This window comes from Brachybacterium rhamnosum (assembly GCF_039526185.1).
GTDB classification, from domain to species: Bacteria; Actinomycetota; Actinomycetes; order Actinomycetales; family Dermabacteraceae; genus Brachybacterium; species Brachybacterium rhamnosum.
Window position 1 is genome coordinate 1,439,018 of record NZ_BAAAIS010000002.1, and the last position, 23,920, is coordinate 1,462,937.

A 23,920-nucleotide genomic window follows, 5' to 3' on the forward strand; every position below is an offset into this window, starting at 1 on the left:
GCCCCCGGCATCCCGTGTCCCCTTCCCTCCCCTCGATGTGAGATCACCGATGACTGCGCCCGACGACGACCGCACCCCGTCGCAGCCCACCCCCGCACCCGAGACCCGCCGGTCCGGCGCCTCCCACGAGGACGCCGAGCCGCGCACCTTCACCGGCCCCATCCCCACCACGATGACCGGCGGCATCCCGGTGCTCGAGGACCTCGCCGACCGCGACCTCGCGCACCTCCCCAGCGAGGCCGAGTACGCCCGCACCCGCTCCAAGGTCACCGTCATGGTGATCGTCGTGCTCACGACGCTCAGCGCGATCGGCCCGCTCGCGACCGACATGTACATCCCGGCGTTCCCGGACGTGACGAGCGACCTCGGCACCACGGCCGCCCTGCTGCAGCTGACGATCACCGCGTTCTTCGTCGGCACCGCGGGCGGTCAGATCGTCGCCGGCCCGCTCTCCGACCGCCTCGGCCGCCGCGGACCGCTGCTCGTCGGGATCGTGCTGTGCCTCGTCGGTTCGATCGTCTGCGCGCTCGTGCCGAACATCCAGGTGCTCCTGATCTTCCGCGTGCTGCAGGGGATCGGCGGCGGCTTCGGCATGGTGCTGGGCCGCGCGGTCCTCATCGACCTCACCGACGGCCCCGAGCTGTTCCGCACCATGAACATCATGCAGGGCGTGGGCGGCGTCGCCCCGATCGTCGCCCCGCTGCTGGGCGGGCTGATCCTGCTGGTCGGCCAGTGGCGCGAGGTGTTCCTCGTGATCGCCGCGATGTCCCTGATCTCGCTGATCGGCGTGCTGCTGCTGATCCCCGAGTCGCTGCCGCGCTCCCGGCGCCACAGCGGCGGGTTCCGGCTGTTCCTCACGAGCACCGGGGACCTCCTGCGCCGCCCCCAGTTCACCTCGTACATGATGGTCAACGCGTTCTCCGCGTTCTCCCTCATGGCCTACGTCGCCGCCTCCTCCTTCGTCATGCAGGAGATGCTCGGCTTCAGCTCGCAGGAGTACTCGGTGCTCTTCGCGATCAACTCGGTGGGCATGATGGCGATGTCGCTCACCTCCGCGCGGCTCTCCGGCCGCGTGGCCCCGCGCACCCTCGTGAAGGTCGGCCTCTCGGTGACGTCCGTCGCCTCCGTGAGCCTGCTGATCGGCGCGCTGCTGCTGGGCACCCCGGCGTGGATCGTCATCCCGGGCTTCTTCCTCATGGTCGCCCCGCAGGGCCTCATCTTCGGCAACGCGGGCGCCCTCGCCTCGCGCGAGGCGCTGGACCGCGCGGGCACCGGCTCCGCCCTGCTGGGCCTCGGCTTCTCGTTCTCCGCCTCGATCGCCTCGCCGCTCGTGGGTGTCGCGGGCACCGAGTCCGCCGTGCCGATGGGCATCGTCATGGTCGTCGGCGTCGCCGCTTCGGTCACGTGCCTCGTGATCGCGGGCCGCACCCGGCACCGCGCGACGGCCTGAACCGCCCCGTCCCTCAGCGGGCGGGGCGCCGCTCCTCGGGTCGCTCGAGCGCGGAGTTCAGCGCCCACAGCGCCGCGTAGAGCACGCCGGCCACGGGCCAGATGATCCAGGTGCGATCCCAGTCGCCGGTGAAGAAGCTCCATCCGAGGTAGACGCCCGCGAAGACCGGCCAGTACACCGCGGCGATCGCGCGGACGGCGGGCGACGAGCTGTTCTCGAGCGACTCCTCGCCGGTCTCGGTGGCGAGCAGCGTCTCGGCGACGTCGGAGGACCAGCTCGTGGAGAACATGAAGGCGATGCCGAGCGCGACCATGACCAGCGTGCCCACCACGCCGTAGAGCGGCAGCACGCTGCTGCTGTCGCCGTCCGCCGCGAAGGCGGTGAGCACCACCGGCGCGGCGGCGAGGATCCACAGCGTGGTCGCGACGGCGCCGCCGATCGCGCGGGTGCGGGCGTGCTCGGTGCGGAGGTCCGCGGCGTAGCGACGCACCTCGGGGGAGGGGCGTGACGTCATCTCGGTCACGTCCTCGAACCCGGCGAGCCGGGCCCCACGGACGGTCATCAGCACCACGCCGGCGGCGACCACCACCAGCAGCAGCACGAGTCCGATCCCGATCGCCCAGGGGGCCGGCTCGGGGACGACCGTGCCGTGCACGGCGATCGCGAGCATCAGGGGGACGGGGCACAGCACGAACAGCACGATCGAGGCTGCCGAGAAGCCCTGGACCCCGCGCGCGGCGGCGGCGTACTCCTGCGCCCGCGGGAGGTCGAGGGTGGGACGGTCCTCGGTGTCGGAGTGCGCACCGTGCGCGGCGCGGCCCAGCTCGCGGTCGATGCCGAGCTCGCCGGCGACCTCCTCGAGGCTGCCGAAGTCCGCGATGACGCGGCCCAGGGCCTGCGACTCGGTCAGGCCCTCGCCCATGAGGCCCTGCACGGAGTCCTCCATCATGTCCCGCAGCTCGATGCGCGCCTCCCGCATGCGGGCGGTGTCGGGGTAGGGCGCGAAGAGGGTGTCGAGATAGGAGTCGATGACGCTCATGACGGGACCTGGTCCTGTTCGTGGGAGGGCTGAGCTGCGGAGGAGGGCTGCGCGTCCCCGGTGGGGACGGCGAACTGGTCGACGAGGTCGCGGGTGCTGCGCCATTCGTCGCGCTTCAGGGCGAGCTGCTCGTGGCCCTCTACGGTGAGGGCGTAGTAGGTGCGGGGCTTGCCTGTCTCGGAGAGCTCCTCGTGCGCATCGAGGAGACCCTGGGCCTGCAGACGCTTGACCGCCGTGTAGAGGGTGGTCTGCTTGATCGTGTACTCGCCGGAGGAGCGGCGCTCGAGCGTCTTGGAGATCTCGTAGGCGTAGGAGCGCCCGTGCTCGATGGTCGCGAGCAGGATCAGATCGATGTGCCCGCGGATCGCGTCGGCTCCGATCATCGGTCCTCCTCGTCGTGACGGCGGGGAGGACGTCTCCCTGCTACGGCCACCGTACTACGGCAGACGTACTACGGCAAGGGGTGCGTCGAACGAGGGGCTTCGGACCCTTTCGACGCCCGCGCCCGGCTCGTCCGGCTCTCCCGCCGCAGCCGGGAGGTCCAGGCCCTCGCCCGGGCGTCGAGCATGAGGTCGAGGGGGAGTGGGCCCGCCACCCCGGCGCCCGGCGCCGGCGGGCGCCGCGCGAGGCGCTCGTCGCGCGGCGCGGGATCGCGGACCCCTGCGCCCGAGCGGCGCGCCCTCACGCCGCGCGCTCTCGCATCGCGCGCCTGCACGACTCGCCTTCACGCCGCGCGGCCGCACGACTCGCCCTCGAACCGCGTCCTCGCGCCGGAGCTCGCGGGCTCCGCGGTCGGCCGCGGACGCTGCTCCGCGCCCCCGACCTCGGTCTTCCCGTGGGGCGCCCTGGGGCGGGTGGGAAGCCCCACTGCGTCACGGCCCGGCGGGCCCGCTCCGGGCCGCCGCGCCCGCCTAGACTGGCCACGATCAACTCCCAGACGTGACAGCGAGGCTGCGGTGAACGACCACCTGAAGACGACCGTCCAGGCGATCAACTGGAACCGGATCCCGGATCCGAAGGACCAGGAGGTCTGGGATCGCCTGACCGGCAACTTCTGGCTCCCCGAGAAGGTGCCGCTCTCCAACGACATCCAGTCGTGGGGCCGGCTCACCGAGCAGGAGCAGACCCTCACCATGCGCGTGTTCACGGGGCTCACGCTCCTGGACACGGTGCAGGGCACGGTGGGCGCGGTCTCCCTGATCCCCGACGCGGTGACGCCCCACGAGGAGGCCGTGTACACGAACATCGCGTTCATGGAGTCCGTGCACGCGAAGTCCTACTCGCAGATCTTCTCGACGCTCTCGAACACGAAGCAGATCGACGACGCCTTCCGCTGGAGCGAGGAGAACTCCGCGCTGCAGAAGAAGGCGTCGATCGTCATGGGCTACTACCAGGGCGACGACCCGGAGAAGCGCAAGATCGCCTCGACGCTGCTCGAGTCCTTCCTCTTCTACTCGGGCTTCTACCTGCCCATGCACTACTCGAGCCACGGCCAGCTCACGAACACCGCGGACATCATCCGCCTGATCATCCGTGACGAGGCCGTGCACGGCTACTACATCGGCTACAAGTTCCAGAAGGCCTACGAGCAGGCCTCCGCGGAGCGCCAGGCCGAGCTCAAGGACTACACCTTCTCGCTGCTCTTCGAGCTGTACGAGAACGAGGAGGAGTACACGGAGGACCTCTACGACCCGGTGGGCTGGACCGAGGAGGTCAAGACCTTCCTGCGGTACAACGCGAACAAGGCGCTCATGAACCTCGGCTTCGAGGCGCTCTTCCCGGCGGACCAGGTCGAGGTGAACCCCGCGATCCTCGCGGCGCTCTCCCCGAACGCGGACGAGAACCACGACTTCTTCTCCGGCTCCGGCTCGAGCTACGTCATGGGCAAGGCCGTCGACACGGACGACGAGGACTGGGACTTCTGATCCCCCGGTGATCACCACCTCGTGCACGGACGGCGTCGGACCAGCGGGTCCGGCGCCGTCCGTGCATGTGCGCCTGCTCCCGGTGGCCACCGACGCCGACAGGGCCCTGCGGGCGCAGGTCGCCGATCTGCTCACGGACGCCGGGGCCGACGTGGCCGGTGTGCCGGCCAGGCGGATCACGGCGGCCGACGTGCGCACCGGGCGGCTGTGCCCCGCCTGCGGCTCATCCGCGCACGGGCCTCCCTGGGCGCGGGTGGCGGGGCAGGCCGATGGGGACGGCGTCCGGATCGGGGTGAGCCTGTCCCGGTCCGGTCCGCATCTGCTGACCGCAGTCCACCTCGGAGGCGGGATCGGCGTGGACATCGAGGAGATCGCCGCGGTCGATGCCCGCTGGGACCCGTCGCTCGTCCTCGCGCCGGGGGAGGAGCACCTCGCCCGCACGTCGGAGGGCCGGGCCCGGCTGTGGGCAGGCAAGGAGGCAGTGCTCAAGCTGCTCGGCACGGGCCTGCGCACCCCGATGCCGGATGTGCGGCTCGCCGACGTCGACGTGCGCCGGATCGCGGCGCCACCCGGCTTCGTCGCCGCGATCGCGCTGCCGGGCGGGCCGCCGGGCTGAGTAGCGGCCCGCGGTTGCGTTGCCCGTCGGCCCGCCGGGCTGAGCCGCGGCGGGGTCGGGACGTTATCGCGCAGATGCGGCCCGTATGCGGGGGACCTGCGCGATGACGTCCCGTGAGCTCCTGGAGTGCGGGACCTCTTCGTACGGGTCGAGCTCCAGGAGCGGACATGCGGTCGAGGAGGTCCCGCAGCCCGGCCGACGGAGCGGCGGGGTCGACGGGGGCGACCCGGCAGGGCAGGCCCGGCCGACCGGGCCGACGGGGCCCGGCACGTCGTCAGGAGCGGCTGAACAGTCCGCGCAGGCCGCGGTGGGTGGGCTCGCGCGGCGCGGGCTCCTCCGGCAGCTCCGGCAGCTCGCGCTCGTGCAGCCAGGCGCCGAACAGGTCGGAGAGGTCGTCGTCCCCGGCGGCGGCCTGCGCATGCTCCTCGAACATCTCGGTGGTGACGGAGCCGCCCGAGTGCTCCGCGATCCACGAGGAGACCAGGGCGAAGAAGGCCTCGTCGCCCACGCGGCGGCGCAGCGCGTGGACCGTGAGGGCGCCCCGCTTGTAGACGCGGTCGTCGAACATGAGCTCGGGGCCCGGATCCGCGAGCAGCAGGTCCTGCTTCTTGCGGGCGAGGCCGGCGTGGTGGCGGAGCGCCTCCTCGGCGACGCTCGCATGCCCCGTCTCCTCCGCCCACAGCCACTCGCAGTAGCAGGCGAAGCCCTCGTGCAGCCAGATGTCCTGCCAGCGGGCGAGGGTCACGGCGTTGCCGAACCACTGGTGGGAGAGCTCGTGGGCGACGAGCCGCTCGGACTCCCAGTCCTCGCCCACGAAGTTCTTCCCGAAGGTGGACAGGCCCTGCGACTCGAGCGGGATCTCGAGGTCGTCGGCCGTGATCACGGCCGTGTACGAGGCGAATGGGTAGTCGCCGAACAGGCCCGCGAAGAAGGCGATCATCTCGCCCTGCCGGCCGAAGGTCGGCGCGAGGTCCCGCTCGCCCACCCCGGAGGGGACGAGCGTGCGCACGGGCACCGGGCCGCCCTCGTGCTCGACCGCCGTGTACCGGCCGATCTGCACGGTCGCGAGGTAGGTCGGCATCGGCACGTCCTGGCGGTAGGACCAGGTGGTGACGGCACCGCTGCGGTGCTTCCCCTCGAGCTCCCCGGCGAGGGCGACCCAATGGCTGGGCGGGGCGGCGACCCGCATCGTGTAGGTGGCCTTGTCGTCCGGCCGGTCGTTGCACGGGTACCAGGAGGGCGCGCCGTGGGGCTGCGCGGCGACGATGACGCCGTCCGTCAGCTCCTCCCAGCCGGCGCTGCCCAGCACCTTCGAGGGCACCGGGTGAGGCTTTCCCGCGTACTTCACGTGCACGGTGAGCTCCTCGCCCTCGCGCACGGGGTGCTTCACGGTGAGCGCGCCGCCCTCGTGGGTGTGCTTGGCGGGCTTCCCGTCGACCTTGACGGCGCGGACGGTGAGGCCGCGCAGGTCCAGGCGCAGCGACGGGGCGTCGGCGAGACCGCGGCAGGTGAGGGTCGCCTCGGCGTCGAGCCGGTTCGTGTCGACCTTGTAGACGAGGTCGAGGTCGTAGTGGAGCACGCCGTAGGAGGCATCGCCGTGGCCGGGGACGTACGGGTCGCTGCCGCCGCGACCGCCGTGGTGGTGGTTGCTCTGCGAGCTCATCCGCTCTCCTCTTCCGCCCAGGGGCTGATGGGGTTGCCGGTCCAGCGGGTGCCCGGGGGCACGCGCTCGCCGCGCATGACCAGCGAGACGGGCCCGACGGTCGCGTGGCGGTCGATCCGGGCGGCGGGGAGGATCACGCTGCCCGGACCCAGGGTCGCACCTGCGTCGAGGGTCACCGTGTCCATGCTCAGCACGCGGTCGTGGAAGAGGTGGGTCTGGACGACGCAGCCGCGGTTCACGGTGGCGCCCGCGCCGAGGGTGACGAGGTCCGTCTCGGGCAGCCAGTAGCTCTCGCACCAGACGCCGCGGCCGATGCGGGCGCCCATCGCCCGCAGCCACCACACGAGCGCGGGGGAACCGGTGGTGACGCGGGCGAACCAGGGCGCGGCGAGCACCTCGGTGAAGGTGTCCGCGAGCTCGTTGCGCCACACGAAGGAGGTCCACAGACCGTGCTCGCCCTCGCGGTGGCGGCCCACGACGAGCCACTTCGCGAGCACCGCCATGAGGGCCGCGGCGACCGAGCCGGCGAGCAGCACGGGCCCGCCGAGCAGCAGGGCCGCGGCGAGACCGTCGCCGGGCCGCACGAGCAGCGCGAGCAGGGTCGCGCCGACGGCGGCGTACAGGAGCACGGCGAGCAGCAGCGGCACGATCCGGCAGGTCTCCACGAGGCCGCGATACACGTGCAGGCGCCGCGCGGGCGCGTAGGTGCGGGACTCGTCGGCCTCGCCGCCGGTGCGGCGCAGCCTGCGCGGCGGGCTGCCCATCCAGGAGCTGCCGGCCTTCGCGCCCTTGCGCCGCGGCGCCGCGGAGAGCACGGCGACGAGGGACTTCTTGGGGACCTTGCGGCCCGGGGCGAGCATGCCGGAGTTGCCGACGAAGGCGCGGCGGCCCACCTTCACGCGCTCCACGCGGATCCAGCCGCCGCCGAGCTCGTAGGAGCCCACCATGGTGTCGTCCGCGAGGAAGGCGTGGTCGCCCACCTGGACGAGGCTCGGGATGAGCAGCACGGTCGAGGCCTCGACGCCCTTGCCGACCTTCGCGCCGAGCAGGCGCAGCCAGATCGGGGTGAGCGCCCCGGAGTACAGCGGGAACAGCCAGTTCCGGGCCTCGTCGAGGAGGCGCAGGGTGCCCCAGATCTGCACGCCGGCGGCGGAGCGCACGGGATGGTGGCCGGGGCGGATGCCGAGGGCGAAGAGGCGGGTCAGGACGAGCACGCCGACGCCGAGCAGCAGGTAGCCGGCGAGGGCGGCGAGCGGCAGCCAGGGGAGCGCGGCGAGGATCGCCTCGCGCAGGGACGCGGTGCCGTTCGCGGCGGGCAGCAGCACGGCGGCCCCGGCGAGCACGGCGAGACCGGGCAGGGAGCCGACGAGGAGCGCGACGAGCGCGTAGGCGGCGAGCCACAGCGGGCTGCGGGAGGGGTGCTCAGGGGACCAGGGGCCGCGGGCCCGGCCGCGACGGGACGCGGGGGAGCCGGACCAGAACTCGCCGGCGGGCACCTCGCCGAGCACGGCGCTGCCGGGGCCGACCTCCGCGTCGTGGCCGATGCGGGCTCCGGGGCCGAGGGTCGAGCGGGCGCCCACGCGGGCGTGCTTGCCGATGCGCACGGTGCCGATGTGCAGGGTGTCCCCGTCGATCCAGGTCCCCGCGAGGTCGACCTCGGGCTCGACGCTCGCGCCGGTGCCGACGTGGAGGCGACCGGTGACGGGCGGGAGGGAGTGGAGGTCCACGTCGCGGCCCAGGCGCGCCCCGAGCAGTCGCGCGTAGAACGGGATCCACGGGGCCCCGGTGAGGTGGGTCGCCCCGAGCTCCTCCTGGACCCGTTCGGCGACCCACAGCCGCAGGTGCACGAGGCCGCCGCGGCGGTGCGTCCCCTCGCGGACCCCGGCGAGCAGCAGACGGGCGAGCAGGGCCGCGATCGTCATCCGCACCGGCGGCAGCAGCACGGCGAGGGCGAGCGGGATCGTCACCGCGAGCGGGACCGCGGGCAGCCACGGCAGGTCCAGGACGGGCGCGGCGAGGGCGGAGGCGACGAGCAGCCAGGCCACCCAGCGCAGCGCGCCGAGCGCCCGCAGCGGCAGCAGCGCCACGAGCTGGGCGAGCTGGAAGCCGCGGCGCAGCGGCGGGACCTCGCGGTCGCTGCGGGCGGTCGCCACGCCCATCGACTCGACCGCGGCGGCGAGGCCGGCGAGGGTCGGGTGGGTGTAGACGTCGGCCACGGCGACCTCGGGGTGCTGCTCCCGCAGGCGGCCCACGACCTGCGCCGCGGTGAGGGAGCCGCCGCCCAGGTCGAAGAAGTCCTCCGTGCCGGAGGTGACCCCCGCGCCGAGGACGTCCGCCCAGATCTCGGCGATCCAGGCGGCGGTGCCGTGGAGCGCGGAGCCGCCGTCGGCCCCGCCCGCGGACTGCGGCAGCGGCCAGGGCAGTGCGTCGCGGTCCACCTTGCCGGAGGTGCGGGTGGGCAGCTCGTCGACCACGGCGAGGCGCGGCACGAGGGCGGCGGGCATGCGCTCGCGCAGCAGGGCGCGCGCGGCGGAGGCGTCGTAGGCGGCGTCGACGGTGAGGTAGCCGACGAGGAGCTGGTTGCCGGAGGCGGTGCGGCGCACGGCGGCGGCCGCGGAGACGACGCCCGGCAGGCGCAGCATCTGGTCGTCGATCTCGCCGAGCTCGATGCGGCGGCCGCCGAGCTTGATCTGGTCGTCGGCGCGGCCCGCGAAGAGCAGGCCGGCGGGATCGTTGACCACGCGGTCCCCGGAGCGGTACGCGCGCTCCCAGCCGAGGGTGGGCATCGGGGCGTACTTCTCGGCGTCCTTGGCGGGGTCGAGGTAGCGGGCGAGGCCCACGCCGCCGATGATCAGCTCCCCGGTGCCGCCCTCCGGCACGGGCACGTCCTGCTCGTCGACGACGGCGAGGTCCCAGCCGTCCAGCGGGAGGCCGATCCGCACGGGGCCCTGCCCGTCGAGCTGCGCGCCGCAGGCGACGACGGTCGCCTCGGTGGGCCCGTAGGTGTTCCAGACCTCGCGGCCGGGCGCCTGCAGGCGGGCGGCGAGCTCGGGCGGGCAGGCCTCGCCGCCCATGATGAGCAGTCGCACCTTCTCCAGGGAGGAGTTCGGCCAGAGCGAGACGAGGGTGGGGACGGTGGAGACGATCGTGATGGCGTTGGCCGTGAGCCAGGGGCCGACGTCGACCCCGGAGCGCACGAGGGAGCGCGGAGCGGGCACGAGGCAGGCGCCGTAGGCCCAGGCCAGCCACATCTCCTCGCAGCTCGCGTCGAAGGCGACGGAGAGCCCGGCCATGACCCGGTCCCCGGGGCCGATGGGCGCGTCCTGGAGGAACATCCGCGACTCGGCGTCCACGAAGGCGGCGGCGCTGCGGTGGGAGACGGCGACGCCCTTGGGCTTGCCGGTCGAGCCGGAGGTGAAGATGATCCAGGCGTCCTGGGCCGGGGTGACCGCGGCCCGTTCGCGGGCGGCGCGGCCGGCGCCGACGTCGGTCGCCGTGATCGCGAGCTCGTCGCCGATGACGGCGACGGCGGCGGACTCCTCGAAGACCACGCGGGCCCGCTCGTCGGGGTCGTCGGCGTCGACCGGCACGTACGCGCAGCCGGCGAGCAGGATCCCGATGATCGCGATGTAGAGGTCCGTGGTGCCGGAGGCGATGCGCACGCCCACGGCGTCGCCGGGGCCCGCGCCGATCGCGGCGAGGCGGTCGGCGACCTCGTCCGCGGCGTCGTGCAGCTCGCGGTAGGTGAGGGAGGTCAGTCCCGTGTCGAGGGCCGGGGCGTCGCCGTTCGCGGCGACGGTCCGGGCGAGGACGTCGACGAGGGTGCGCGCGGCGGGGGCGCGGTCACCGGCGAGGAGCTCGGGGAGGAGGGAGGGCACGGGGTCTGTCACCTCGTGATTGTCGCCCGTCGCGCGCCCCGGGGACAGGGAGCGTCCACGGGACCTGCCGTGCGGTGTGACCTGCGCGTCCTCCGCTGGGGACCTCAGCCCTCGGCGCGGAGCGGCCAGCCCTTCTCGGCGAGATGGGAGGCGAGGCGCGCCATGTCCTGCTCGGCGGGGAGCTCGTCGGTGTAGCGGGTGATGAGCGTGCCGGCGTCGACGGTGTCGATGTCCCCGGCGCGCGCGTCGTCGATCAGCCGCGCGGCGACCTCCTCGACCTCCTTGTCCGTGAGCCGGCGGCGCAGCAGCGCCATGAGCGGCACGCGGTCGGTGGCGGGGATGCCGTCGGGGTAGCCCTCGGTGAGCCAGGAGATGACCCGCTGGGCGGCGTTCGGGGAGGGGACCCCGAGCGCGGCGCCCTCGGCGGCGGGATCCGGGGGCGGGATCTCCCCGGTGGTGCCGGTGGTGACGGCGGCCGGGCCGACGGTGCCGCCGTCGGCGCCGCTGCCGGTGCTCGTGCCGGCGCCCGCGGCGGCCTCGTGGGCGCGGGCCACGGCGCGGAGCTCGTCGTCGTCGGGGGAGTCGCTGAGCGGCCAGCCGACGGCCGCGAGTCGACCGGCGACGCGGTGCACGTCCTCCGGGGTCGCGGCGGCGCGCTTGCGCTGCTCGATGCTCTCGTGGACCGCCTCGGGGGCGATGCGGCCGTCGGGGTTCTCGGTGATGACCGAGGCGACGATCTCGTCGACCTCGGACTCGCTCAGGGTGCGGGTGAGCAGCGCGAGGAGGGGGGTGTAGTCGCGGGGCGGGATGCCGTCCGGGTAGCCGGCGTGCAGCCAGTCCAGGACACGGCTGACGGGGTTGGCCATGGTCGGTCCGTTCCGGCTCAGAGGGGGAGCTCGATGCCCAGGTAGTGGCTGATCGAGCCCTTGGTGATGAACAGCAGGCCGTAGAGCACCACGAGCGCGACGACCGCGAAGACCGCCCAGGAGGCGTAGCGCGCGGCGGGGTTCGGCGCGGTGATGCTGCCGTCGGCGTGCTCGCCGCCGGCGCCGCGGTCCTGCAGCACGATGCCGAGGCTGAACAGGAGGGGGAGACCGGCGCCCAGCAGGATGCCGACGACGATCACGCTGAGGGTGCTGGTGGCGATCGAGGTGAGGTCGATGTCCATGGTCAGGCGTCCTTCCCTGCGGTGGCGAGCTCGGGCGCGAGCTCGGTGCCCTCACCCTCCCACTCGGCGTTGACGTTCGTGTGGTCGACCTTCTGCTGCTGCGAGCGGCGGTAGATCGCGCCGCCGGCGACCACGAGGATCCCGAAGACGAGGAAGGCGCCGCCGACGCCGCCCACGAGGTGGCCGACGAAGTAGGTCACGGCGCCGACGATCGCGGCGGCCGGGAGGGTCATGAGCCAGCCGACGACCATCCGGCCGGCGACGCCCCAGCGCACCTTCGCGCCGGGTCGGCCGACGCCGGAGCCGATGATCGAGCCGGTCGCGACGTGGGTCGTGGACAGCGCCATGCCGAGGTGGCTCGAGGTGAGGATGATCGCCGCGGAGGAGGCCTCGGCGGCCATGCCCTGCGGGGAGTCGAGCTCGACGAGACCCTTGCCGAGGGTGCGGATGATCCGCCAGCCGCCCAGGTAGGTGCCGAGCGCGATCGCGCCGGCGCACAGGACGATGATCCAGACCGGGAGGCCGTTGGCCTCGATCTCCTGGTCGGAGAGGGTGCCGTGGGCGATGAGGCCGAGGGCGATGACGCCCATCGTCTTCTGCGCGTCGCCCGTGCCGTGGGCGAGGGAGACGAGGGAGGCGGTCGCGATCTGGCCGTAGCGGAAGCCGCGCTCACGGCGGGCCTCGCGCACGCCACGGGTCACGCGGAACACGAGCCACACGCCGATCGCGGCGACGAGGCCGGCGATGAAGGGGGAGAGCAGGGCCGGGATGATCACCTTCGCGGTGAGGCCGGACCAGTTGATGCCGGCGGTCCCGAGCGCCGCGAGGCCCGCGCCGAGCAGGCCGCCGAACAGGGCGTGGGACGAGGAGGAGGGCAGGCCCAGGAGCCAGGTGAGCAGGTTCCACAGGATGCCGCCGACGAGGCCGGCGAAGATGATGAACATCGCCGTCTCCGCATCGAGGCCAGCCATGAGGGCGCCCGTGTCGGTGTCCTGGATCTTCAGCACCGAGGTGGTCACGGTGACCGCGACCTCGACGGAGAGGAACCCGCCGACGAGGTTGAGGATCGCCGAGAGCGCGACGGCGACCTTGGGCTTCAGCGCGCCGGTCGCGATGGAGGTCGCCATCGCGTTGCCGGTGTCGTGGAAGCCGTTGGTGAAGTCGAAAGCGACTGCCGTGACGATCAGCAGCAGGAGGATGACGAGTTCTCCGGTCATGACGTCAGGATGCGACCGGGCGCCGCCCCCGTGCCACCCGCCGATCGAGCCGTTCATCTGCCGTTCACCTTCCACGTGCGGGGATGCCCGCGGGAGTTCGCGAGATCACACGCGCCGTCTCCGCGCCTGCCGGCGTCGGCCCTCCCGCGCGTTGCACAGGAGGGGTGCGCTCTACCGCGCGGTCGCGATGACCGGCGTGTCCGTCCGAACTCCAGGCATTCCGGCTCGTCGGAGGGCATTATGAGAACGGAGGCGTCTGCGCCTCCGCCCTTCCCCCGAACGTAAGGAGAGAACGACATGGGTCTCATCGGCCTGATCATCTCGTGGCTCATCATCGGCGCCATCATCGGGCTGCTCGCCCGCGCCGTCATGCCGGGCAAGCAGGCCATGGGCCTGGGCATGACCATCGTCCTCGGTGTCGTCGGCGCGGTCGTCGGCGGCTTCATCGGCAGCCTCTTCGGCGGTGACGGCATCTCAGGGATCATGAACAACCCCTGGAGCATCGGCACGATCCTGCTCGCCGTGGTCGGCGCGATCGTCGTCATGGCGATCTACGGCCTGGCCACGCGCAACCGCGCCTGAGCCTCCCCGCGCCGGCCCCGTGCCGGCCCCCGGGAACGACGAAGCCCGGGACCGATCCGCCGATCGGTCCCGGGCTTCCGCCGTCCTGGGCGCGGGTCAGACGACCGAGGCGATCCCGAACAGCACGAGCGAGAGCGCGAAGCCGACGACGGCCATCGCGGTCTGGATGAGGGTCCAGCTGGCGAGGGTCTGCTTCATCGAGAGGCCGAAGAAGCGGGAGACCAGCCAGAAGCCCGAGTCGTTGACGTGCGCGACGCCCACGGAGCCCGCGGACATCGCCATGACGATCGCCACGACCTGCAGGGCGTTGAAGTCCCCGGCGGCCACGACGGCCGTCATGAGGGAGGCGGCGGTGGTCAGCGCGACCGTCGCCGAGCCCTGCGCGATGCGCACGATCTGGGCGATGAGGAACGCCGCGACGATCACGGGCATGCCGAGGCTGTTGAGCGAGCCGGCGACCGCGTCGCCGATGCCCGTCAGGCGGAGCACGCCGCCGAACATGCCGCCCGCGCCGGTGACGACGACGACGGAGCAGATCGGGCCGAGGGCGGAGTCCTGGATCTTCTCGATGAGGGTGCCGCTCTTCCCCGCGCCCCAGCCGAGCACGACCATCGAGACCAGCACGGTGATGAGCAGCGCGATCGGGGTCTCGCCGAGGACGCGCAGCACCTGCACGACCGGCAGGGCCTTGAAGGCGTCGGGGTCGTCCTTCGTCGCGGCGAGGGTGTTCAGGCCGGTGTTGAGCAGGATCAGGACGAGCGGCAGCAGCAGCATGGAGATGATCGCGGGGACCGACGGGCGGGACTCGAAGCCCGTCTCCTCGGAGTTCGAGTCGAGGATCGTGGGGACGGGCACGCGGATGTGGTCGCCGAAGACCTTGCCGGCGAGCGGCGCGACGGTCGCCCAGATGATGAGCGCGAACACGAGGCCCACGAGCAGCACGAGGCCGACGTCGGCGCCCATGATGTTCGAGGCGGCGACGGGGCCGGGGTGCGGCGGGGAGAAGATGTGCATCGCCGAGAACGCCACGGCGCTCGGGAAGGCGATCGAGAGGAACGAGGCGCCGGTGCGGCGGGCCACCGCGTAGATGATCGGCATCATGACGACGAGGCCGGCGTCGAAGAAGATCGGGAAGCCCATGAGCAGGCTCGCCACGGAGAGGGCCATGCCCGCGCGGCGCTCGCCGAACAGGTCGATCATCTTCTCGGCGAGGACCTGGGCGCCGCCGGAGGCCTCGATCATGCGGCCGAGCATCGCGCCGAGGCCCACGAGCAGCATGACGTTGCCCAGCGTCGAGTTGAAGCCGAAGCCGATCGCCTCGAGCAGGCGGTTGGCGGGCACGCCGGCGATGACGGCGGTGAGCAGGCTCGTGATGAGCAGGGCGAGGAAGGCGTGCATGCGCAGCGCCATGATCATGACGAGCAGGCCGGCGATCGCGGCGACGGCGAGGATCAGCAGACCGCCCGTGCCGAGATCCCAGTTCAGGACGAGATCGTCCATCGTCGGACTCCTTTGTCGAGGTGAGGGGTGAGGGGTGAGGGGTGTGGTGGGACGCGGAGGCGGGGCCTCCGGGGGATCAGATGACGGCGGTCATGCCGCCGTCGACGTACAGGGTCTGGCCGTTGACGAAGGCGGCCGCGTCGGAGGCGAGGAAGACGAGCGGGCCCACGAGGTCCGCGGTCGCGCCCCAGCGGCCGGCGGGCGTGCGCCCGGCGACCCAGGCGGAGAACTCCTCGTCGGCGACGAGGGCGGCGGTCAGCTCGGTCGCGAAGTACCCGGGGGCGAGGGCGTTGACCTGGACACCGTGGGGCGCGAGATCGGCGGTGAGGCCCTTGGTGAGCATGACGATGCCGCCCTTGGTCGCGCTGTAGGCGGCGATCGAGGGGCGCGCGAGCTGGGACTGCACGGAGCCGATGTTGATGATGCGGCCGGAGCCGCGGGCGATCATGCCGGCGGCGGCGCGGCGGGCGCACTTGAAGGCGCTCGAGAGGTTCGTGGCGACGAGGTCGTCCCAGTCCTCGTCGGTGAACTCGGTGAGCGGGGCGCGGCGCTGGATGCCGGCGTTGTTCACGAGCACGTCGAGGGCGCCGTGCTCCGCCTCGAGCGCGGTGAGGGCCGTGTCAATCTGGGCGGTGTCGGTGACGTCGAAGGCGGTCGCGAGGGCCGGGGTGCCGGTCGCGGCGGTGATCGCGGCGGCCTCGGCGGTGGCCTGCTCGAGGCTGCGGCCGTGGACGACGACGGTCGCGCCGGCGGCGGAGAGCCCCTCGGCGAGGGTCCGGCCGATCCCGCGGGTGGATCCGGTGACGAGGGCGAGGCGACCGCTGAGGTCGAAGGCGGCGACGGACATGGGGCGGCTCCATTGGCGAGGCGATGTCGGTGGTGCTCGTCGACGGGTGACGAGGACCGGCGCCAGACTACGACACCCGGTCCTCTCTGGGGAACACGGTTCAGCATCCTGAACCGTGAGGCAGTGTGAGACAGGTCGCCCTCATCCTCTCCCGGAGGAGCGGCGGAGGCGGGGGAGACGGGGAGAGTGCTCAGCGGCGGCGCGAGGCCGCGCCGAGCGGATTCGTCAGTGCCGCGGCGACGCGCAGGATCGCCGCGGAGATCGTCTCGATGCGCGCAGGGTCGAGCTCCGCGGAGGGGATCGCCGTGCCCACCGCGAGCATCGGATCGGCCGGGTGCCACGGCGGCAGCGGCGCCGCGATCCCGGTGACGCCCACCGTCGAGGCGCCCTCGTCGATCGCGACGCCCCGCTCGCGGGCCTGCTCGATCTGCGCGCGGATCGCCGCGGAGGAGGTCGACGTGCGCGACGTGAGCGCCGGGATCTCCGTGCGGGCGAGGACGTCCTCGACCGCCGCCTCCGGCATGGCGGAGAGCATCGCGAGGCCGGTCGCGGTGAGCACGAGCGGCAGGCGGGTGCCCAACGGCGATCCGAGGCGCCGCTCGCGCCCCTCGTAGCGGACGAGGTACAGGGTGTCGAGGTCGTCGTGCGCCGCGATCTGCACGAGCTCCCCGGCGAGCTCCGCCTCCTCCTCGACCACGGGGAAGAACTCCCGGATCTGGTGGAACTGGAGGGCGAACTGGCCGCCCAGCTCCGCCGTGCGCATGCCCAGCACGTAGCCGCCCTCGACGCGTCGGATCATCCGGCCCTGCTCGAGGGCCGCGCACAGGTTCGAGGTCGAGGACTTCGCGATCCCGAGCTCTCGGGCGATCGTCGTCAGCGTCATCGGCTGCGCGGGGGAGGCGCCGAGCACGGTGAGCACGCGCAGGGCGCGGCTGACGGCCGGGGCGGGATCCTTCACGTCGGGCATCGGTGCCTCTCTCCGGGGTGGGGACTGCAGGGATCCTAGCGGCGGGAGGGCCATGTCCCCGGACCGTGCGGCCCGTCCCGGACCGGGCCGCCCCGATACCGTGGGGGCATGGCCGCCCGCCGACGAGCCCCCGCCCCCGAGGAGCAGCTGGAGCATCTGTGTGATCGCTTCGGCCTCACCGCGCGCCCGGAGGCGACGCCCCTGGCCCGCCGGGAGCACGCGGACCCGGCGCTCCTCGAGGCCCTCGAGGTGCCCCACTACGCGTGGCTGTACAACGCGAACGTCGTGCCCCGGGAGGCGTACGCCCAGCGCGGCCGGCTCGAGGGGGCGCTCGCCGTGGACGTCGGCGTGCCCTGGCGTGCGGGCGTGCCCGGGGCGGCCGCCGCGATCCAGCGGTCCCAGCTGCTGGCCCGCGTGCTCATGGAGCAGTTCGACGCTCCCGGCGCGGTCTACTCGATCCAGGCCCTCGCCTGGGAGGAGGAGGCCGCCTCCGGGACGCTCGTCGTCGAGGTCGCGAGCGGTCGCGGCAGCGGGGACAGCCTCGCCCGGGTCGAGGACGGCGACCTGGGGCCCGTGCTCGAGGCGGTGCTCGACGCCGTGCGACCGCCCGGCACCGCCTTCGCGATCTCCCGCGATCCCGTGGACCTGCGCGACGAGCCTGCCTCCCACTGGCGCTGGGTGCACCCCGTGGTGCCGGAGGAGCGGATCGAGGAGTTCGCGACCCTCGCCCGGGACACGGCCTTCGAGGTGCTCACGCTGCTCGTCGGCTCCGCCGAAGGATCGTGCCGGCCCCTGAAGACCGTGCCGGACTGGTACGTCGACGTGCCCGGGCTCTGAGAAGCAGGCGTCAGGATCGGGCGAGCGGGACGTCCGCGAGGCGCGACCCGGCCTCCTCGACCCGTGCCCGGCCCGCGGACCACCGCGCGGCATCGGCCCGCAGCTCCTCCAGCAGGGAAGGCTCGACGAGCACCGTCAGCACGGCCGTGCGGGACCCGTAGGTGGTGGGCTCCATCGCGGCGCCGTGCGCCTCGGCCCAGGTCCGCACCGCATGCTCCGCCGCGCCCGCATCGGCGTGGCCCACCTCGATCCGCGCGACGCTCAACGTGGTGCGGCGCAGCAGCGTCGCCGCGGCGACCGCCTGCTCCACGCCGGCCGTGTACGCGCGCACCAGCCCGCCCGCACCGAGCTTCACCCCGCCGAAGTAGCGGATGACGATCGCGAGGGTGTCCGTGAGCTCCGCATGCAGCAGCGACTGCAGCATCGGCATCCCCGCCGTGCCCGACGGCTCCCCGTCGTCGCTCGAGCGGTGCACCACCGCCGCGGTCTCCGTCTCCCCGATCACGAGGGCCGTGCAGCGGTGGCGCGCGGAGGGATGGTCCCTGCGCGCCGCGAGGATCCGCTCCTCGGCCTCCTCCACCGAGGTGACGCGGTGCAGACGCGTGAGGAACTGGGACCGCTTCTCCACGAGCTCCGTCTCGACGTCGGCGGCGAGGACCAGCGGATCAGGCACGGTGACCGGCTTCAGACATGGTGGAGAGTCTAGGACGGGCGACAGCCTGGGCAGATCCTGGACGGACCGATGAAGGAGCCGCTCATGACCGCCGGATACCCCGGTGCCCCGCCGGGCGGCCAGTGGCAGCCCGGCCCCGCCGCCCCTCCGAAGCGCCGCTCCAAGGGGCCCGTGGTCCTCCTTCCTGGTCATCGGTGCCCTGATCCTCGTGCTCAGCGTCGTCGCCGGCATCCCCGTCGCCCTCGGCCCGCCCCTCTCCATCGGCGGCATCGTCAGCGGCGTCGGCGGCGTGCTGATCGCCGTGCTCGGCGGCGTCCTCGGCTTCCTGCTGCTCCTCGCGGGCATCAGCTGGATGGTCGTGCAGCGCCGCCGCACCGCCTGACCGGCCCCTGCCCGCACCGCAGGCTCGTGCCCGCCACGGCCCGTCCCGCCGCTACGATGGGACGGCCCGCCTGGCGGGCACGGGCCTGTAGCTCAGTCGGCAGAGCATCGGACTTTTAATCCGCGGGTCGTGGGTTCGATCCCCACCGGGCCCACCCTGGTCGAAGCCTGTCGTCGGCGACATGGCCGCGTCCTGTGGGGAGTCGACGGGAACTTGGTCGCACACCCGGCCCGTATGGCGGGGAGTGCCTGCCGGCTGCGTCCGCGGGACGAGCAGGGTGTACACGGTGCGAGAACCATGTCGGCGACCGATCGGTGTCGAAGCGCGGTCTCGCCTGCGCGAGTGCCCAGGCGGAGGCGCTGGTAGGCGCCGCTCTATTGACGGGTCCGGCATCCGGGGCAAGGAGCCGAGAGCCGCGTTCTCAGAGGTGGGCGGCAGCGGCCGGGCCGATGGGACCAGGGTCGATGACGACCAGGGAGGCGAGTTCCATGCGGTGGCGAGGTCGGGCCGTGTCGCTGCAAACGTGGTCAGTTCGCGGTAGGGGTGAGGTCGTTCAGGAGTGCACGGACGCGGGCGTCGATGTCGTCCCGCACCAGGCGCATGCGCTCCATCCCTTCGATGCCCCTCAGGGAGGGCTCATCGGTGTGCCAGGTGGTGACCGGCGCGGTCATTCCCTCGACGGGTTCGATGACGGCTTCGCCGCCGATGACGATCACGTGATCGACGCTGCGCAGCAGCTCGGAGGTGACCGGCTGCGGGACGGCGGAGGACATGTCCGCGCCGACCTCGGCAATCGCCTCCGCGGACTGGGCATTGATGGCGGTGCCGGGGCGGGTGCCGGCGGAGTGCACCTCGACGGCATCTCCGGCGTGATGGCGCATGAGGGCGGCCGCCATCTGGGACTTACCGCCGTTCTTCACGCACACGAACAGGACTGCGGGGCGTTTCGCGGTCATGGTGACTCGATCTCTCTGCTGGTTCATCGTGTGGGAACGGTCGCGTCGCCGGGGAAGAGCCGGCGGCCCATCGCGAGAGCGACGTAGACGAGGGCGACGAGGACCGGGACCTCGATCAGGGGGCCGACGACACCGGCGAGGGCCTGGCCGGAGGTGACGCCGAAGGTGCCGATGGCGACGGCGATGGCGAGCTCGAAGTTGTTGCCCGAGGCGGTGAACGCGACGGTCGCGGACTTCGCGTAGTTCAGGCCGATCGCCCGTCCGAACAGGAAGGACCCCAGGAACATGACCACGAAGTAGACCAGCAGCGGCAGAGCGATGCGGGCCACGTCGCCCGGGGCGGAGAGGATCGCGTCGCCTTGGAGGGCGAACAGCAGCACGATGGTGAACAGCAGCCCGTACAGCGCCCACGGGCCGATCCTCGGGAGGAACCGCTCCTCGTACCAGGTCCGGCCCTTCGCCCGCTCGCCGAGGATGCGGGTCAGGAACCCGGCGACCAGAGGGATCCCGAGGAAGATCAGCACGCTGAGGACGATCGCGCCGATCGAGAACTCGGCCGACGTGGTCGGCAGCCCCAGCCACGACGGCAGCGCCTGGAGGTAGAACCAGCCCAGGGCACCGAAGGCGATCACCTGGAAGACGGAGTTGATCGCGACCAGCACGGCGGCAGCTTCGCGATCACCGCAGGCGAGGTCGTTCCAGATGAGGACCATCGCGATGCAGCGCGCGAGACCGACGATGATCAGGCCGGTCCGGTACTCCGGCAGGTCGGCAAGGAAGATCCACGCGAGGCCGAACATGAGGGCCGGTCCGACGATCCAGTTCAGCACCAGCGAGGTCACCAGCAGGCGTCGGTCAGCTCCGATTCTCCGGGTCTCGTCGTAGCGGACCTTCGCCAGGACCGGATACATCATCACCAGCACTCCGATCGCGATGGGCAGGGACACGGATCCGATCTTCACCGCCTCCAGCGCGGTGTTCAGGCCGGGGACGAACCGCCCCAGCAGGAGTCCCACGGCCATGGCGGCCAGGATCCATACCGGGAGCCAGCGGTCGAGAAAGGACATCTCCTTCATCACGCGCGGCTGCTCCACGTCCTTGGTGGTCGTACTCATCAGACCTCGGAACCTTCCATCGACGGCTATCGATGAGCACGCTATGGTCCACATCGATGACTGTCAATGTAAGGTGAGGGCGTGACCACGACGACCGACGCCACAGCCACCGGATTCGCGGCGAGGACCGGCTCTGGCGAGTGCTGCACGCTGTCCGCAGGCCCTGTCGACACTGTCGACGCCGAGCGGATCGCCTCTCTCCTGAAGGCGCTGTCCGACCCCACGCGCCTCCGGCTCCTGTCCCACGTCGCCGCCCAGGGCTGCGAATCGGTCTGCGCATGCGATCTCACCGAGCCGCTCGGCATCAGTCAGCCCACCGTGAGCCACCACATGAAGAAGCTCGTCGACGCCGGCCTGCTCACGCGCGAGCAGAAAGGCCGCTGGGCCCACTACTCCGTCGTCCCGTCAGCTTTCGCCGAGCTCCGTGCGTTCCTCGACATCGCCTGAACCTCACCCCCGGTCGGGAGGCTCTCCTGACCGTTCGCCCCAGCGTCTTGTTCGTCTGTGTCCACAACGCCGGTCGAGCTCGGATGGCAGCCGGGTGGCTGCGAGAGCTCGCCGGGGACCGCATCGAGGTCCCCTCCGCCGGGTCTGCGCCCGCCGACTCGATCAACCCCGCAGCGGTGGAGGCCATGGCGGAGGTCGGCATCGAGATCTGCCACCAGAAGCCGAAGATCCTCACTCCCGATTCCGTCCAGGCCTCCGATGTGGTCATCACCATGGGATGCGGCGACGCCTGCCCCTACTACCCCGGCAAGCGGTACGAGGACTGGAAGCTCGAGGACCCAGCCGGCAAGGGCGTCGCGGAAGTCCGCTCGGTGCGCGACGAGATCCGTACCCGCATCAAGGAGCTCATCGGCAGCTTGCTGTCCCGCGAGCCACTCGACATTCCAATCCAAGGTCGAGGAAAGCCGAGCGCACGTGTGACGAGGGCTTCTGGAGACACCATCCCCAAGGAACAGATGCCGACTCGTCTCGAACACCTCTTGACAGCAACGCGATGGTGTCCGTCGCGCTTCGGGTAGCAGTACCAGCCCTCTGACCTGCTTGTACACGCTCTGCGGCCGATGCTCTGGCGGACTTTTCATCCGCGGGTCGAGGGTTCGATCCCCTCCGGGTTCACCCTGGTCACGCCACGATCCCGGGGTCCGCGAGCACCCCGTCGGCCCGCTCCGGACTGGTTCATGGCCGGAGAAGACTGGTCATCATGTACATGATGACCAGTCTTTTCGCGGGAGGCCCTGGCCCTGCCGCCCTCGATCCGCCCCTCGGCCCCGTCCCGCGGCGATGATCGAGTGCCACCCGACGGTCGCGACGGCGCAGGCGCCGGCTTAGCGCCCGGCACCGAACGGCCGGTCACCCGGCCTCGGGATCGTCCCCACCCCCGGATAAACTCCCGCTCGGGGGTACATCACCGCGCCCAGAAGAGTCAGGCACGTGAGAGGGACGCAGATGTCGGAGTGGAATCAGTCCTATGGCGGCAACGGGAGCCCGGCGCAGCCGGGCGGGGTGCAGCCGGGACAGGCGCCCGGGCAGCACGGCGCGCTGGTGCCCAGCGCCTCGGCACCCAGTGCCGCTGTGCCGAGTGCCGCAGTGCCCAGCGCCCCGGAGCCGCAGCCAGCATGGCAGCCGGCGCCCGGCTCGAACCTGTCGACGGCGCAGCTCGGCGCGACCCTGAAGAAGATCGGCATCGGGAACCCGCTGCCCACCTTCATCGCCGGGGCCGTCGCCTACATCATCGCGCTGCTGGCCTCGCTGGTCGTCATCGCCTCCGCCGTCGCCGCCGCGCTCACCGCGGACACCGGCGACGTCACCGGCGGCACCCTCGACCCCACCGGCGGCAGCACCACACCCTCGAGCAGCGACGGCGCGTTCGAGTCGATCGTGGGACTCCTCGGGATCCCCTTCCAGCTGGTCTCCCTCGCCTCCTTCGGCTCCTACGAGATGCACATGGACCTCGGGTTCTTCGGCAGCTTCAGCTTGAGCTGGCGCGGTCTCCCGCTGCTGATCACGATCGCGATGGCCGTCGCCGGCTTCGTGCTGGCGCGCCTCGCGCAGCGCCGCTGGAGCAGCAACGGCGTGCTCGGCGCGGCCCTGTGGTCCGGCATCTCCGGTCTGGGCGTCGCGATCGTCGCCGTGATCATCGTGCGCCTCACCGCGTTCTCCTACGCCGACGAGTCCCTCGGGATGTCGCTGTCGATGCACTCCGCCGGGGCGGACATGTTCTTCGGGACCTGGGCGCTGATCACGGTGCCGCTGTTCCTCGGCCACATGGCAGGGCTGACGAAGCCGCGCTGGTGGCCGCTCGTCGCGGACCTCGCCGCCGGCTTCCGCCTCGCCCTCGTCCACGCGCTCACCTTCGCGATCCCGGTCGGGATCCTCGGCGTGATCGGCGGCGCGATCGGCCTCGCCGTCGACGGTGACGGCGGCTCCGTCCTGCCCCTGCTCCTCTCCCTCCCGATCTGGGGGCCGACGGCCCTCGCCCTCCTGCCCGGGCTCGGGATGCTGGTCGTGCCGGTGCGCGTGAGCACGCAGGGCGACGTCGAGAGCCTCGGGCTGCGCCGCGACGGCGAGTACGTCTGGTTCTTCGACCTGCCCTGGTACGTGTGGGTCCCGATGGTGCTGATCGCCCTCGTCGTGCCGCTCCTGGTCGCCGTGCTGTGGAACCGGGGCCGCGAGATCGAGAAGGGGAACGTCATCGCCCTGGTCGCCTCGTGGGCCGCCCTCCCGCTCGCCTACACCGCGTGGTCGATGGTCCTGCTCGCTCTGGTGTGGACGAGCGCGCAGGCGCACCTGGGGATGATGGGCTCGATCGTGGTGCACATGGGCCTCGCCCTCTGGATGCCCCTGCTCGCCTTCGTCATCGGCGCGGTGATCGAGGCGATCTCCCGGTTCGGCGCACCGTTCGTGGACCGCTTCGTGCCGGGATTCCTCGTGAACTGGTTCCGCCGCTCCGCCCGGGCGCGCCGCACCGAGCAGGGCCTGGCCGACGGGCCGGCCGCACCCGGCCAGGCGCCGCCGGCGCCGTTCTTCCCCGGGGTGTGAGCGCGGGGTGGCCCGCCGCCTTCGAAAGCGCGGGCGGCCGTCGGACGGCTGAGCTCTCGC

At 72.4% G+C, this 23,920-nt stretch carries 21 protein-coding genes, 2 tRNA genes and 1 pseudogene; 11 read left to right on the forward strand and 13 right to left on the reverse strand.

Features of this window, described 5'->3' with window-relative positions; genetic code table 11:
• The first annotated feature begins 49 nt into the window (after positions 1-49).
• Complete coding sequence (locus ABD080_RS08425; protein WP_343904376.1) at positions 50-1,450, forward strand: multidrug effflux MFS transporter; 1,401 nt, start codon at positions 50-52, stop codon at positions 1,448-1,450.
• 13 nt (positions 1,451-1,463) lie between these two features.
• On the opposite strand, the gene ABD080_RS08430 is transcribed toward ABD080_RS08425, so the two are convergent.
• Both ABD080_RS08430 and ABD080_RS08435 read right to left on the reverse strand, forming a co-directional pair.
• Positions 1,464-2,489, reverse strand: a complete 1,026-nt coding sequence (locus tag ABD080_RS08430; protein WP_343904377.1) for a permease prefix domain 1-containing protein — start codon at positions 2,487-2,489, stop codon at positions 1,464-1,466.
• Positions 2,486-2,872 (reverse strand): PadR family transcriptional regulator, encoded by a 387-nt coding sequence (locus ABD080_RS08435; RefSeq protein ID WP_343904378.1) that lies wholly within the window; start codon positions 2,870-2,872, stop codon positions 2,486-2,488. The genes ABD080_RS08430 and ABD080_RS08435 overlap by 4 nt, the downstream gene beginning before the upstream one ends.
• 573 nt (positions 2,873-3,445) lie before the next feature.
• On the opposite strand from ABD080_RS08435, the gene nrdF reads away from it, so the two are divergent.
• Both nrdF and ABD080_RS08445 read left to right on the forward strand, forming a co-directional pair.
• Positions 3,446-4,414 carry a class 1b ribonucleoside-diphosphate reductase subunit beta gene (nrdF, locus tag ABD080_RS08440; protein WP_343904379.1) on the forward strand — a complete coding sequence of 323 codons (969 nt, stop codon included), beginning with the start codon at positions 3,446-3,448 and terminating at the stop codon, positions 4,412-4,414.
• A gap of 82 nt (positions 4,415-4,496) precedes the next feature.
• Entirely contained in the window at positions 4,497-5,030 is a 534-nt protein-coding gene (locus ABD080_RS08445) for a 4'-phosphopantetheinyl transferase family protein (RefSeq protein ID WP_343904380.1), read from the forward strand.
• A gap of 274 nt (positions 5,031-5,304) precedes the next feature.
• On the opposite strand, the gene ABD080_RS08450 is transcribed toward ABD080_RS08445, so the two are convergent.
• The 5 genes from ABD080_RS08450 to ABD080_RS08470 all read right to left on the reverse strand — a co-directional run bounded on the left by ABD080_RS08450 (position 5,305) and on the right by ABD080_RS08470 (position 12,956).
• Entirely contained in the window at positions 5,305-6,693 is a 1,389-nt protein-coding gene (locus tag ABD080_RS08450; RefSeq protein ID WP_343904381.1) for a M1 family metallopeptidase, read from the reverse strand.
• Positions 6,690-10,583, reverse strand: a complete 3,894-nt coding sequence (locus ABD080_RS08455; protein ID WP_343904382.1) for a Pls/PosA family non-ribosomal peptide synthetase — start codon at positions 10,581-10,583, stop codon at positions 6,690-6,692. Before ABD080_RS08455 ends, ABD080_RS08450 begins: the two co-directional genes overlap by 4 nt.
• A gap of 92 nt (positions 10,584-10,675) precedes the next feature.
• Complete coding sequence (locus ABD080_RS08460; RefSeq protein WP_343904383.1) at positions 10,676-11,437, reverse strand: DUF3349 domain-containing protein; 762 nt, start codon at positions 11,435-11,437, stop codon at positions 10,676-10,678.
• A 17-nt stretch (positions 11,438-11,454) separates the two neighbouring features.
• Positions 11,455-11,739, reverse strand: coding sequence for a hypothetical protein (locus tag ABD080_RS08465; RefSeq protein ID WP_137770043.1), 285 nt, complete (start codon positions 11,737-11,739; stop codon positions 11,455-11,457).
• Between the two features lie 2 nt (positions 11,740-11,741).
• Positions 11,742-12,956: an inorganic phosphate transporter gene (locus ABD080_RS08470; RefSeq protein WP_343904384.1), complete on the reverse strand. Its 1,215-nt coding sequence runs from the start codon at positions 12,954-12,956 to the stop codon at positions 11,742-11,744.
• 297 nt (positions 12,957-13,253) lie between these two features.
• Between ABD080_RS08470 and ABD080_RS08475 the strand changes: the two genes are divergently transcribed.
• Complete coding sequence (locus ABD080_RS08475) at positions 13,254-13,538, forward strand: GlsB/YeaQ/YmgE family stress response membrane protein (protein ID WP_137770045.1); 285 nt, start codon at positions 13,254-13,256, stop codon at positions 13,536-13,538.
• Between the two features lie 96 nt (positions 13,539-13,634).
• On the opposite strand, the gene ABD080_RS08480 is transcribed toward ABD080_RS08475, so the two are convergent.
• The 3 genes from ABD080_RS08480 to ABD080_RS08490 all read right to left on the reverse strand — a co-directional run bounded on the left by ABD080_RS08480 (position 13,635) and on the right by ABD080_RS08490 (position 16,852).
• Positions 13,635-15,038: a GntP family permease gene (locus ABD080_RS08480; protein WP_137770046.1), complete on the reverse strand. Its 1,404-nt coding sequence runs from the start codon at positions 15,036-15,038 to the stop codon at positions 13,635-13,637.
• Positions 15,039-15,114: 76 nt separating this feature from the next.
• On the reverse strand, positions 15,115-15,885 hold the full coding sequence (locus ABD080_RS08485; RefSeq protein WP_343904385.1) for an SDR family oxidoreductase: 771 nt from the start codon (positions 15,883-15,885) through the stop codon (positions 15,115-15,117).
• Positions 15,886-16,075: 190 nt separating this feature from the next.
• Positions 16,076-16,852 carry an IclR family transcriptional regulator gene (locus ABD080_RS08490; RefSeq protein WP_343904386.1) on the reverse strand — a complete coding sequence of 259 codons (777 nt, stop codon included), beginning with the start codon at positions 16,850-16,852 and terminating at the stop codon, positions 16,076-16,078.
• Positions 16,853-16,960: 108 nt separating this feature from the next.
• On the opposite strand from ABD080_RS08490, the gene ABD080_RS08495 reads away from it, so the two are divergent.
• Entirely contained in the window at positions 16,961-17,689 is a 729-nt protein-coding gene (locus tag ABD080_RS08495; protein WP_343904387.1) for a hypothetical protein, read from the forward strand.
• Positions 17,690-17,699: 10 nt separating this feature from the next.
• Here ABD080_RS08495 and ABD080_RS08500 read toward each other — a convergent pair whose 3' ends face one another.
• Positions 17,700-18,362 (reverse strand): IMPACT family protein, encoded by a 663-nt coding sequence (locus ABD080_RS08500; protein ID WP_343904388.1) that lies wholly within the window; start codon positions 18,360-18,362, stop codon positions 17,700-17,702.
• 208 nt (positions 18,363-18,570) lie between these two features.
• On the opposite strand from ABD080_RS08500, the gene ABD080_RS08505 reads away from it, so the two are divergent.
• Both ABD080_RS08505 and ABD080_RS08510 read left to right on the forward strand, forming a co-directional pair.
• Positions 18,571-18,744, forward strand: coding sequence for a hypothetical protein (locus tag ABD080_RS08505; RefSeq protein ID WP_343904389.1), 174 nt, complete (start codon positions 18,571-18,573; stop codon positions 18,742-18,744).
• Between the two features lie 81 nt (positions 18,745-18,825).
• Positions 18,826-18,898 (forward strand) — tRNA-Lys (locus ABD080_RS08510).
• A 373-nt stretch (positions 18,899-19,271) separates the two neighbouring features.
• Here ABD080_RS08510 and ABD080_RS08515 read toward each other — a convergent pair.
• Positions 19,272-19,700, reverse strand: a complete 429-nt coding sequence (locus ABD080_RS08515) for an arsenate-mycothiol transferase ArsC (protein ID WP_137771682.1) — start codon at positions 19,698-19,700, stop codon at positions 19,272-19,274.
• 23 nt (positions 19,701-19,723) lie between these two features.
• Positions 19,724-20,815, reverse strand: coding sequence for an ACR3 family arsenite efflux transporter (gene arsB / locus ABD080_RS08520; RefSeq protein WP_343904390.1), 1,092 nt, complete (start codon positions 20,813-20,815; stop codon positions 19,724-19,726).
• A gap of 81 nt (positions 20,816-20,896) precedes the next feature.
• Here arsB and ABD080_RS08525 point away from each other — a divergent pair, with 81 nt between their 5' ends.
• The 4 genes and pseudogenes from ABD080_RS08525 to ABD080_RS08540 all read left to right on the forward strand — a co-directional run bounded on the left by ABD080_RS08525 (position 20,897) and on the right by ABD080_RS08540 (position 23,860).
• Positions 20,897-21,262: an ArsR/SmtB family transcription factor gene (locus ABD080_RS08525; RefSeq protein ID WP_137770053.1), complete on the forward strand. Its 366-nt coding sequence runs from the start codon at positions 20,897-20,899 to the stop codon at positions 21,260-21,262.
• Between the two features lie 26 nt (positions 21,263-21,288).
• Positions 21,289-21,684, forward strand: a pseudogene (locus ABD080_RS08530) (arsenate reductase ArsC); the annotation flags it as partial.
• Between the two features lie 150 nt (positions 21,685-21,834).
• Positions 21,835-21,937 (forward strand) — tRNA-Lys (locus tag ABD080_RS08535).
• Positions 21,938-22,408: 471 nt separating this feature from the next.
• A complete protein-coding gene (locus tag ABD080_RS08540) occupies positions 22,409-23,860 on the forward strand; it encodes a hypothetical protein (protein ID WP_343904391.1) in 1,452 nt (483 codons plus the stop codon).
• The last annotated feature ends 60 nt before the right edge of the window (positions 23,861-23,920 follow it).

Excerpts from the sequence above, each read along its gene's own strand:
- ABD080_RS08470 (WP_343904384.1), bottom strand. The coding sequence starts at position 12,956 with ATGACCGGAGAACTCGTCATCCTCCTGCTGCTGATCGTCACGGCAGTC.
- ABD080_RS08485 (WP_343904385.1), bottom strand. The coding sequence starts at position 15,885 with ATGTCCGTCGCCGCCTTCGACCTCAGCGGTCGCCTCGCCCTCGTCACC.
- ABD080_RS08425 (WP_343904376.1), top strand. The coding sequence starts at position 50 with ATGACTGCGCCCGACGACGACCGCACCCCGTCGCAGCCCACCCCCGCA.
- ABD080_RS08460 (WP_343904383.1), bottom strand. The coding sequence starts at position 11,437 with ATGGCCAACCCCGTCAGCCGTGTCCTGGACTGGCTGCACGCCGGCTAC.
- ABD080_RS08495 (WP_343904387.1), top strand. The coding sequence starts at position 16,961 with ATGGCCGCCCGCCGACGAGCCCCCGCCCCCGAGGAGCAGCTGGAGCAT.
- ABD080_RS08465 (WP_137770043.1), bottom strand. The coding sequence starts at position 11,739 with ATGGACATCGACCTCACCTCGATCGCCACCAGCACCCTCAGCGTGATC.
- ABD080_RS08475 (WP_137770045.1), top strand. The coding sequence starts at position 13,254 with ATGGGTCTCATCGGCCTGATCATCTCGTGGCTCATCATCGGCGCCATC.
- ABD080_RS08515 (WP_137771682.1), bottom strand. The coding sequence starts at position 19,700 with ATGACCGCGAAACGCCCCGCAGTCCTGTTCGTGTGCGTGAAGAACGGC.
- ABD080_RS08490 (WP_343904386.1), bottom strand. The coding sequence starts at position 16,852 with ATGCCCGACGTGAAGGATCCCGCCCCGGCCGTCAGCCGCGCCCTGCGC.
- ABD080_RS08450 (WP_343904381.1), bottom strand. The coding sequence starts at position 6,693 with ATGAGCTCGCAGAGCAACCACCACCACGGCGGTCGCGGCGGCAGCGAC.
- ABD080_RS08480 (WP_137770046.1), bottom strand. The coding sequence starts at position 15,038 with ATGGACGATCTCGTCCTGAACTGGGATCTCGGCACGGGCGGTCTGCTG.
- ABD080_RS08430 (WP_343904377.1), bottom strand. The coding sequence starts at position 2,489 with ATGAGCGTCATCGACTCCTATCTCGACACCCTCTTCGCGCCCTACCCC.
- ABD080_RS08435 (WP_343904378.1), bottom strand. The coding sequence starts at position 2,872 with ATGATCGGAGCCGACGCGATCCGCGGGCACATCGATCTGATCCTGCTC.
- arsB (WP_343904390.1), bottom strand. The coding sequence starts at position 20,815 with ATGAGTACGACCACCAAGGACGTGGAGCAGCCGCGCGTGATGAAGGAG.